Annotated in this window: 11 protein-coding genes; 7 read left to right on the forward strand and 4 right to left on the reverse strand. The window is 59.7% G+C overall.

What is annotated here, in order from left to right; translation table 11 throughout:
• Nucleotides 1–18 precede the first annotated feature (18 nt).
• Both HY308_14640 and HY308_14645 read right to left on the reverse strand, forming a co-directional pair.
• Nucleotides 19–1,089: a homoserine O-succinyltransferase gene (locus tag HY308_14640; protein MBI3899512.1), complete on the reverse strand. Its 1,071-nt coding sequence runs from the start codon at nt 1,087–1,089 to the stop codon at nt 19–21.
• Nucleotides 1,090–1,091: 2 nt separating this feature from the next.
• On the reverse strand, nt 1,092–1,937 hold the full coding sequence (locus HY308_14645; protein ID MBI3899513.1) for an ATPase: 846 nt from the start codon (nt 1,935–1,937) through the stop codon (nt 1,092–1,094).
• 123 nt (nt 1,938–2,060) lie between these two features.
• Here HY308_14645 and HY308_14650 point away from each other — a divergent pair, with 123 nt between their 5' ends.
• On the forward strand, nt 2,061–2,519 hold the full coding sequence (locus HY308_14650) for a YkgJ family cysteine cluster protein (protein MBI3899514.1): 459 nt from the start codon (nt 2,061–2,063) through the stop codon (nt 2,517–2,519).
• A gap of 215 nt (nt 2,520–2,734) precedes the next feature.
• Here the strand turns inward: HY308_14650 and HY308_14655 are convergent, their stop codons facing one another.
• On the reverse strand, nt 2,735–3,292 hold the full coding sequence (locus HY308_14655) for a hypothetical protein (protein MBI3899515.1): 558 nt from the start codon (nt 3,290–3,292) through the stop codon (nt 2,735–2,737).
• A 266-nt stretch (nt 3,293–3,558) separates the two neighbouring features.
• The gene (gene yrfG / locus HY308_14660) at nt 3,559–4,206 is read right to left on the reverse strand and encodes a GMP/IMP nucleotidase (GenBank protein MBI3899516.1); all 648 of its coding nucleotides are present in this window, start codon (nt 4,204–4,206) and stop codon (nt 3,559–3,561) included.
• Between the two features lie 152 nt (nt 4,207–4,358).
• Here yrfG and HY308_14665 point away from each other — a divergent pair, with 152 nt between their 5' ends.
• The 6 genes from HY308_14665 to HY308_14690 all read left to right on the forward strand — a co-directional run.
• Nucleotides 4,359–5,414, forward strand: coding sequence for an outer membrane beta-barrel protein (locus HY308_14665; protein ID MBI3899517.1), 1,056 nt, complete (start codon nt 4,359–4,361; stop codon nt 5,412–5,414).
• A gap of 55 nt (nt 5,415–5,469) precedes the next feature.
• The gene (locus HY308_14670) at nt 5,470–6,006 is read left to right on the forward strand and encodes a thioesterase family protein (protein ID MBI3899518.1); all 537 of its coding nucleotides are present in this window, start codon (nt 5,470–5,472) and stop codon (nt 6,004–6,006) included.
• 41 nt (nt 6,007–6,047) lie between these two features.
• Complete coding sequence (cysQ, locus tag HY308_14675; protein MBI3899519.1) at nt 6,048–6,851, forward strand: 3'(2'),5'-bisphosphate nucleotidase CysQ; 804 nt, start codon at nt 6,048–6,050, stop codon at nt 6,849–6,851.
• A gap of 132 nt (nt 6,852–6,983) precedes the next feature.
• Nucleotides 6,984–8,291: a hypothetical protein gene (locus HY308_14680; protein MBI3899520.1), complete on the forward strand. Its 1,308-nt coding sequence runs from the start codon at nt 6,984–6,986 to the stop codon at nt 8,289–8,291.
• A 15-nt stretch (nt 8,292–8,306) separates the two neighbouring features.
• Nucleotides 8,307–9,725 (forward strand): hypothetical protein, encoded by a 1,419-nt coding sequence (locus HY308_14685; protein ID MBI3899521.1) that lies wholly within the window; start codon nt 8,307–8,309, stop codon nt 9,723–9,725.
• Nucleotides 9,726–9,914: 189 nt separating this feature from the next.
• Nucleotides 9,915–10,517 (forward strand): hypothetical protein (locus tag HY308_14690; protein ID MBI3899522.1); only part of this gene is annotated, 603 nt, incomplete at its 3' end.

The following is a 10,517-nucleotide window of genomic DNA, read 5'->3' on the forward strand; positions in this document are numbered from 1 at the left end:
CTTAAAGGGAGAAGCGGCTTAACGTTGCAAACGTAACGGATTGTTCGGATCGATGCCCGGCCCGAACGGCAGCTTGCGATCGATGTTAGTGATTTGATAGACCTTGCCGATCCAATTGTTAATCACCGCCTCGGCGGTATCGTGCCAAGTATTGTCGAGCGTTGCTGCCACCAGCGCCTCCGGCAGTTCCGGAATCGGTTGTTGCTGCGTGTGCGCCGCAATGATACGGCCTTTGTGCTCGTCGAGAATGGCGCGGGTTTGTGCGCTGAAATAGTTGTCGACGAATGGCGGGTAATCGCTACGCTCACCAGCGGCGAAACGAGTGACCTCGCGTTTGTATTCCTTGAGCAGGCTGACCGTGTCGTATTCCGGATGGCCCTGAAAGAACACCATGCGAAAGCCGTCTTCGCTGACGGCCAGGTGTACGCCCGCTTCGTCGCCTTCCGCCAGAATCGGCAACCGCGCCGCGGCAAATTGCTCGTGGCTGATATCGTTGAAGCGCGAATGCGGCACGTCGAAACGGGTGTTGACGTCGCTGACCAGCGGATGCCGCCGATCGACCACACGATGCGGGAACACGCCCCAGCGTTTGAAGCCGAGCGGCCGGCGTTTTTGCCCGTAACGAAATTGCAGCACCGCATGCGTTGCCAAACACGAGCACAGCGTCGACGTGACGTTCGCCGTCGCCCAGTCGATGACTTCGATCAACGGTTGCCAGAACGGCTCGAGCGCTAAATCGGGTTGCGTCACATTGGCGCCGGTGATGATGAGCGCATCGAGGCCGTCGCGTTTGATCTGCTCGAAACTTTCGTAGTGCTTCGCCACATGTGCGCTTGCCTCCGGTCCGCGCTTCAATTCCTTGAGCGTGAACGGATGCATATAGAACTGGGCGATTTGGTTGCTCTCGCCGATCAGCCGGAAAAATTGCCGTTCGGTTGCCGCCAGCGCCGCGTCCGGCATCATATTAAGCAAGCCGATGTGCAGCTCGCGGATGTCCTGCTTCAACGCAACATCGCGCGGCACGACGGTCTCGCCCTCACGGCGGAGGGCATCGAAGGCGGGGAGATCGGAATTGGCAACGAGGGGCATGGTTAAGCCTGGCGTTCTAACACGTGTTCGACCAAACGCAGGAAGCTCTTTTCGTCGCGCGCTTGCGCCAGTTCGTCGGTGGTCACGGTGTAACCGTATTCTTTGGCGATGGCGTCGTAGCGGGGAATGCGCGAATAAAACAGGCGCGGGAACATCCAGCGGACAAAATGATCCGGTTCGATTTGCGCGACATAGGAAAGATTATTTTCGCCTAAGTAAATCGCCAGCTGCTCGTCCAAAAACGCCTCGCGATAATAAAGTGGTTTCGGGTTTTGCTCGGCGCGGCGGATTAACGCTTGTTCGTCGGTTTTGCTGGCCTTGATGTACAAAATGAGCGTGTGCTCGGCCAATACCTGCAGCACCTGCGGATCGTCGAGCTCGCACAAGCTGCCGCCGGCGTCGTTGACGAAATGGGCGTAACCGTAGATATCGCGCGCTTTGTGGATGAACTCCGGCACATCCTTCATCGCCGCGATCTCGCCGTGATGATGCAGCGTCTGCCGGCGCTTGAACTCGTCGAGCGTCAGGCCGCCGTGATCTGGGTTGCCAAGCTTGCCAAGAAAGCTCGACAGCGGCTGCAGATTGTCGACGCTCAAGTTGTTACGAATATATATAGAGTCGGACCGTAGCAGCTCGCGCAGGAACGGGATCTGCATCGCTTGGTGCTTGATGTTGTCGAGGATTGGCTCGTCCAGGTAGCGCGTGCCGATGCGGTAGTCGCCCGAGTAGTGAAACCAATTGCCTTGGCGCAGTTGCGTGGCCACGCGGGTCTTGCCGACACCGGACATGCCGAGCAAGGTGACGCTTTTGTGGGGCCTAGCTTTGAATGCTTGTGGCGTAAGTTTCACGGTGGGATCCGTCTAATCTTGGTACAGCTATTGTATCCGGGCTTGGCGATTTGTGCGTTGTTCGGTCTCGTTTCAGCGCGAGCGCGCTACTATAATGCGCGCTCTTCCCGATGGGTGTGAGCCATGACCACTGTTATTCCGATTAAGCCGGCCGGTAAGGTGAAGATCACGCCGGAAAACAAATGCAGCTTCTGCAAAGGCCCGTCGACCTGTTGCACGTATTTTACTCAGCAGATCGACACGCCCAAGGTGATGGAAGATTTCGACCTATTGCTGTGGCAGATCTCGCACTTCAATACCCAGTTTTATAAGGATTCCGACGGCTGGTTCATCCTGGTCAATAACAAGTGCCAGCATCTACAGCCGGGCGGCCTCTGCGGTATCTACGACACCCGGCCGCAGGTCTGCCGCGACCACTCGAACGACGATTGCGAGTTCGAGGGCGCGGCCGGCGCTGATGATTTCGACATGTATTTCCCCGATTACGAATCGCTGCTGATTTATTGCCGCAAGCGTTTCAAAAAGTGGGATCAGCGATTTAAGCCGGTGAAAACGAAGGCAAAGACAAAACGCGCGCGCTAGTACTCCGTCAGATAAGTTTTTCTCGATAACGACGGCACGAACTGACCCCCTCTCCCTCCGGGAGAGGGCTGGGGTGAGGGAAAACATCGGTGATCGTAGCCACGCCGTCCCTCACCCCTTCCCCTCTCCCGGAGGGAGAGGGGTTTACGCACGGTGGCATGCGGAAAAAAAAACTTATCTGACGGAGTACTAGTCGCTGCTGACTGACTGGCGCATTACTGCGCCAGCTGCAACGAAAAAAGCCCGGCGAGCGTGTGCCGCAGCTCATCGATGGTGATGTACTGATAGCGCGCATAAGTGTCGGCCCACTGCCCGCAATTGAGTGAGTTGACGTCCGGCTGCGTCGCCGAGTTCAAACGCAGGCGGGTGGCGAAGGTCATAATTTCGCTGTCGTTTATCGTATCGCCGATGCTGACGCCCGCCCGTGCCAGGCGAATGGGGCCGATCTCGGTGAGTCCGTCGCTGACATCCCGCCGGACTTGAGTAATCAAGAATTCGTCCTTTTGCACGGTGCGGGGTGTGTTCTCGCGGGTACGCATGGCGAACCGGCAATGCGGCTCGTATTTTTGGATCTCGGAGAACGGCAGTACGCGTCCGTTTTGGATATAAATGCTGGCGTCGTCCGCTGGAATCGTCAGCTCGCGCTGCAGCGTCAGCCGCGATCCCACCGGAATATGGTACGACAGCGGGCTGCGAGCGTTGTCCGTTTGGCAGCCGCTCAGCGCGACCGCGGCGAGTACGGCGCCGAGCGCGAAGGTTCTGCAGGCGTTCATATAAAGCACCTCGAGGCGAATCGTGAATCGGTGTCATTATGAACCTGATCGAACGGCAATAAAAAAGGGATAACGCCAACCGTTTCAAAGGTCGTAGCCCAATGGAGCGCGGCGCAATCCGGGGACCCACCACCCTCGCTGGATAACGGCACTTCTGATTTATTTAAAATTGTAGGGCGGACTTGTCCGCCGATCGATAAAGAACGGAAGGAAATGGCGGACAAGTCCGCCCTACATGGTTTGATTCTGCACTAATCAGCGCTTTCTCAGGGCAAAATTTCGTGCAGGTGCGCTATTGCCGTGAACTCGCTGACCGTTTTTGCCGGTTGTTTCGAGTCCGGACAAGTAATCGCCACCAAATGACGGATGCCGTATTGCCGTGCCGACCGCAACACTGGCAGGCTGTCATCGACCAGTAGGCTCGTCGTCTTATCGAACGGCTGCACCTGCTGCATCCGCTCCCAAAAATCCACGTGTTCCTTCGGCAAACCAAAATCGTGCGAGCAGACGATGGCGTCGAAGTGCGCGCGCAGCTGTGTGCGCTCGAGCTTGAGCGCCAGCGCCTTATTGTGCGCGTTCGTTACCAACAACATGCGTCTGCCGCTGGCGCGCACCGCCTGCAAAAATTCGAGCGTGTGCGGGTGCAAGGCGATCAAGTGATCGATCTCTTCTTTGAGCTGCCGAATGTCGAGGCCGAGCTCGCGCGTCCAATAATCGACGCAATACCAGTTCAGCGTGCCTTCGGCGCTAGCGAAGCGCTGGCGCAGCTCGCTTGACGCCGCGTCGATGGCGACGCCGTGTTTCTCGGCATAACGCCGCGGCACGTGCTCCTGCCAAAAGTGATTGTCGTAATGCAGATCGAGCAGCGTGCCGTCCATATCGAGCAGCACGGTTTCAATGTCGTTCCAGTTCATCGGTCGATTATACGTGTAGGGTAGCGCCGACCTAGCGTTGACGGCGTTTAGCTCGCGTCGGTATGGTACGAGCCGGGAGATCGGAAACGCACGGAGGCGAGCAGGATTATAACTCGCAGTCGTTTCGACTTTTCTGAAGGGGAGGAATTCTAATGAAGAACGACGATCGGCGCCGTTGTTGGCGCGTCGGTGGATTGGTATTGTTTCTATCAATCGCCGTTCCGGCCCATGCCGCTGTTCTGCTAGCCAGTCCCAACGAAGATAACCTCGCCAAAACCGCTGTGCCGCTGGCCGATAAGGCGCTGGTTTACGTCTATCGTGCCGACGATGCCGACAGCTCGACGGCGACGCTGTTGTTGAATGGCAGCGAAGCGGCCTATCTCGGTGCTCGAACCTTCGGTTATTGGAGCATGGCGCCGGGTCGAGTCGAGGCGCGTCTCGCCGGCACGGCGATCAGCACGGCGCTGACGGTCGAAGCGGGGCGTATCTATTACATCGAGTTGTACCAATCCACTAACGGCCTGTTGGCGCTGAAGCCGGTTTCCTTCGCCATCGGCCGCAGCCAAATCCAACGCGGACAGTTGGTGGCCGCGCCGGGCGGACCGTCGCTGACGCCAACGCGAATACCGGCGGCCTCGGCGGCGAGCACGGCGACGCCGTCAGCCGCCACGGTGATCGAACCCGGTATCCGTTCGCGGCGTACCCGCGCGGCAGTCTCACCGAAGTTCGGGAATTTCACGTTGGCTGAGGAATCGCAAACGTTTTTGGGCGTCGATCGCCAGTTTGACGATAGCGGCATGGCGACAGGTGTGGAAGTCGAGTGGTTTTTGCGGCCGACGCTGTCGTTGGGCGTCGAGCTCATGCGCTACTCGAACGATTACACGTCGCCGTCCACCGGCGCGTCCGGTTCGATCGATAGCCAGGTGATCTTGTTTAACGGCAAGTATTACTTCCACCCACAAAGCGCGTGGCAGCCCTACATTGGCGCGGGCGTTGGCGGTGTCGCCGTCGATTTTAGCGGCGGTATCAGCGGCGATGCCGGTGGTCCGGCGTTGCAGCTGGTCGGCGGCGTGCAGTGGCGATTTATTAGTTGGTTCGCCCTGCGCACCGAGGTCAAATACCTGCATGCGATCGCCGAAGACGAAGGCGGTCATGAGATCAACGTCTCCGGCAGCGGCATATTCCTGAGCGCCACCGGTTATTTTTGATGCTCGTTCGGTTGGCCGCCTTCATAATATAAGGAGTCGGCCAACCGAGTGATTTATGAATCTGTACCTGCGCCTGCTGCGGTTGTTGTTACTGATTCCGTTCGTACGTCGGCGCGATATCTTCGCCGAATCGCATCTCTCGTTCCGTGTCTGGCCGAACGACTGCGATCTCAACTTCCATATGAACAACGGCCGTTACCTGACCTTCATGGATCTTGGCCGTATGCACTTGTTGGTGCAGATCGGCCTTTTTAAATTGCTATTGAAGTATCGTTGGACGCCGGTACTGTCGGGCGCCGAAATCAGTTTCATTCGTTCGCTGCCGCCGTTCGGCAAATTTACGTTGGTGACGCGCATGCTGACCTGGGACGAGAAGTATTTTTATTTGGAGCAGCGCTTCGAACGTGGCGACGTGTTATGCGCGCTGGCGACCGTTCGTGGGTTATTCGTCACCGGCGGCCGTACCGTGCCGAGCGCCGATGTGCTGCGTGCCCTGGGTGTCGACGCCGCGCCGCCGGCGATGCCGACAATCGTAAGTCATTGGAAAGAGCTAGCGGCATTGAAGAAAGAACAATCGGCGCGCAGCGCATGATGTTCGCTGCCTAGGTGCAATTCTCATTGGGCGCAATCTAAATGTCATTCGATCCTTGTCGCTCTATCGATGCTGTCGAGCAAACGGCACTGGAAGCCGGCCGACGTATCCTCGCCGTTTACGCGCACGAGTTCGGTGTCACCGCTAAAGGCGACGGTTCGCCCGTGACTGCGGCGGACGATGCCGCGCAAGCGGTAATCGTCGAGCGACTCACCCAGCTCACGCCGCAAATACCGATTTTGTCGGAAGAGGCGGCGAGCGTTGACTATGCCGATCGCGCCGGCTGGACGCGTTTCTGGCTGGTCGATCCGCTCGATGGCACCAAGGAATTCATTAGCCGCAATGGCGAGTTCACCGTGAACATTGCCCTCATCGAGCACGGCGAGCCGGTGTTGGGTGTGGTGCACGTGCCGGTCAACGGCGTCACCTATCTCGCTTGCCGTGGGTTCGGTGCCTTCAAGCGCCAAGGTGCCGGTGCGCCGATCGCGATCCGCGCGCAGCACTATGACGGTCGACGACCGCGCGTCGTGGCGAGCCGGTCGCATGCCGATGCCTCGTTACAGGATTACCTAACGCGGGTCGGCGAGCACGATCTGGTGTCGATGGGCAGCTCGCTCAAGTTTTGCCTGGTGGCCGAGGGCATGGCCGACGTGTATCCGCGTTTGGGGCCAACGATGGAGTGGGACACCGGGGCGGCGCAGTGCATCGTCGAGGTGGCCGGCGGTCGGGTGGTCGACCCGGACGGAGCGCCGCTGCGCTACAACAAGCCGTCACTGCGCAATCCTTGGCTGATTGCCAGCGGTGCCGGTGGCTACGACTGGAACCGCTATTTGGCTGCCGGCTAACGGCGTCGACTCTCGTTGGTTTTCGAGGTCGCGTTCGCCGGTCGAGGCTTGCGCGGTGTTCCCCTGTCGACTATGGTCCGCTCGAGAACTCTAATATCTACAAAACGTTGCCGCGCCCGGCAGGTACCGTGAATGAATAAGCTCAGCAGGCTCCTTACTATCGTCCTGTTGTTGACGGTCGCCGTTTACGCCGGACTCAAGTATTACCTCTACTCGCAGACGCACGCCGCGGTCGAGCGCTTCCGCCAGCAAGTCGCTTTGTTCGTCGCCGTCGAGTACCGCGGTATCGGCTCCACCCTCTGGGGCGGCACGGTGCAGATCGATGAGCTAACGCTCAAACCCAACGGCATCGACGACGTCGTTTCGATCAGCGAGGCATCGTTCAGTGCCGGCAGCCTGCGCCATCTACTGCGCTTCGCGCGTCACGCCAAGGACAACACGCCGCCGGACTCGTTTCGTTTGGTGTTGCACGACGTCAAATTGCAGTTGGACGGCGAGCTGGTGAACGTCGCCGATCGTTTTCTAGCCGCTGCCAGCGAGCGCCAGCCGACGCGACCGAACTGCGGCAATCTAGCGACCAATCAATTGGGATTTTTGCGCGAGCTCGGCTATGAAACGCTGACGGCGGATTTCGGTTTCGACTACACGTTCAACGGTGTCGCCGGATTGCTGAAGCTGCGGACCGAGGCTGAGCTCAAAGACATGAACCGGTTTGTCATGGATATCAAATTCAGCGGTGTTCAAGCCGGGTTGGCCGATTTCAAAACAGCGTCGCCACGCATTAAGGAAGTCGGCGTCGTGCTCAAAGATTTGTCGTACAACGAGCGCCTGCGCAAATATTGCGCTAAGGCGGCCGGCATCACCGAAGCCCAATACCTGCAGGCGGAAGTCGAGCACGGCGGTGCGTTTTTTCAACAACTCGGAATTCTCCCCGGCCCCGGCATACGTGCGGCTTACCGCGACTATCTGACGACGGCGAACGGCGAGTTAGCGTTGCGCGCGCAACCGAGCGAGGATCTGCCCGATCTGCGTGCGCTCGCGCACTACAAGCCGGCGGACGCGGTGACGATGTTGAATCTGGTCGCGCACGTCAACGGTAAACCGATAGAGGATTTGAGCTTTGTTTACGGCGAGTTGCCGGCAGCGGCACCGGCGGTCGCCGCCGCACCCGAACCACCGCCGGCCGCGAAGCCACCGGTGAGCGCCAGTGTGGCGCCACCGGCAGCGACCGGGCAATTCCGGCCGGTGTTGATCGCCGAGCTGAAGCGGTATCTCCATCGCTATGTGCGTGTGCACGAACGCGGACAGCCGCCGCGCGAGGGCACGTTGGTGGAGGTCACCAATCGCATGGCGGTGCTCGAGCGCCGCGCCCAAGGCAGTGTCACCGTCGCTCGTATCCCGCTGACGCGCATCGGCAGCGCCGAGGTGCGGAAAGACTAGCGGCCATTTCTCGGTATGCCGCTTTATCTTTGTCTCGACCAAGGTGGCCACGCCAGTCGCGCGCTGGTATTCGATGAACGCGGCGATGTCATCGCCCGCGCCGTTCGCGAAGTCGCGACAACGTATCCCGCCGTCGATCAGGTCGAGCAAGACCCCGAAGCGGTCGTCGATTCGCTGCGCGCGGTCGCTACCGCAGCGCTTGCCGATTTGGGCGCCCGTGCGAACGATGTCATTGCCGTTGGTTTGGCCACGCAGCGTTCTAGCCTCGTTGCCTGGGATCGCATCAGCGGTCGCGCCCTCACGCCGGTAATTTCTTGGCAGGATCGGCGGGCGCAACGGCAGCTAGCGTCGATCGCACCGCGGGCGCATGACATCGATCGCCGTACCGGCCTGCGGTTATCGCCGCACTATGGCGCGTCAAAAATGTGTTGGTGTCTCGAGCATCTCGACGCGGTACGTGCCGCTGCGGACAACGGCCGGCTGGTGCTTGCGCCGTTAGCGAGTTTCTTGGCGTTTCGCTTGTTGGCGGAACAACCGCTCGTGGTCGATCCGGCCAACGCCCAGCGCACGCTGCTGTGGAATATTGCCAGCGGCGATTGGGACGATCGCCTGCTCGAGTTATTCGAGGTGCCGTTAACGGCACTACCGCGTTGCGTACCGACGCACTTCGAATTCGGCCACCTGCGCATCGGACCGCAACGCTTGCCGCTGACGGTATTGACCGGCGATCAGTCGGCCGCGCTTTTTGCGTTTGGCGAACCGGCGACAACCACCGGTTACATCAATATCGGCACCGGTGCGTTCGTGCAGCGCGTCTTGCATACACCGCAATGGGTCGACGGCCTGTTGACGAGTGCGGTGCGGCGGCAAGCGGGCGCAACGACTTATACATTGGAAGGAACCGTTAACGGCGCCGGCGCCGCGCTCGCATGGTTCAGCGAGTCGGCCGGCTTGAGCGATGTCGAAGCGTCGTTGCCGGATTGGCTCGCACGTACGGAGACGCCGCCGATTTTTTTGAACGGCGTCGGCGGCCTCGGTGCACCGTATTGGCAACCGAATTTCGCATCGCGCTTCGTCGGCGCCGCCGCGCCGAGCGCGCAAGCGGTGGCGATCGCCGAGAGCATCGTGTTTTTACTGGCGGTCAATATCGAACGATTGCACGTCGTCGGCGATGCCTTGCGCACGCTGTTGGTGACCGGTGGGCTCGCACGTTGCGACGGCTTGTGCCAGCGGCTAGCCGATTTGACCGGTCTGCCGGTGCAGCGTCCGCAGGAACACGAAGCCACCGCCCGTGGGCTTGCCGGATTGGTGGCCGGGGTGGCGGCCGATTGGCCGGCGTCGGTCGGTATCCCATTGTTACCTATCGCAAATGCGGCATTTACCGCGCGATATGCGCATTGGCGCGCCGCCATGGATGACGCGTTACGGCATTAGCGCTTCGCGGTTGACCGTCCTTCGGATAGACTTCGCCGCCAATCCTGCCAGCGCTTCGATGTCGCCCGGTTACCTGGAAGACTCGGCGCTGGTGTTGTAAGACTTAGATACAAACGTTGGCCCACCGCCTGTATTTCGGTGCAGCGCAATGCTGAAGGGCCGCAATAACTTTTAGGGGATAACAATAATATGTCGCTTCGTCCCGTTTTTTCGCCCGCTATTTTCCGCACGATCGCGCTTGTTGTTGCCACCTTGTTTTTGGTTGCCTGTGGTGGTGGCTCGGGTTCTGATGAAGTAACAACGTTCGGCGATGGCGGTGATACCGACACTAGCGGTCCGGGACCTGTCGGCGGCATCGTGCTTACCGTCGTGGTCGCGAATGGGGGTTCGGTGACGAGCTCGACGCCGGGAATTTCTTGCCCATCCGATTGCAGCCAAGGCTACGACAGCGGTACGTCCGTTTCGTTAGTGGCAACACCGTCAGCCGGTTATTCGTTTGCCGGTTGGAGCGGCGCCTGCGCCGGTGTTGGCGGTTGTACCGTTAGCATGACAACGGCACGAACGGTAACTGCCAATTTCTCCTCGACCGCGTCGGGCAGTAATTTGCTCCGCGTCGCCGTCTCCGGCTTCGGCTACATCACCAGCCCCACCGGCATCAGCTGCGGCTCCATCGCCGCCGGCGTCAACAGCCCCAGCGCCAACTGCCTGCGCAAATTCGGCAGCGGCACCGACGTCTTAACCGCCACCCCCTACAACGCCAGCTTCAAGTTCGACGGCTGGAGCGGCGATTGC

Source organism: Gammaproteobacteria bacterium (genome assembly GCA_016199745.1).
GTDB lineage: Bacteria > Pseudomonadota > Gammaproteobacteria > Acidiferrobacterales > Sulfurifustaceae > JACQFZ01.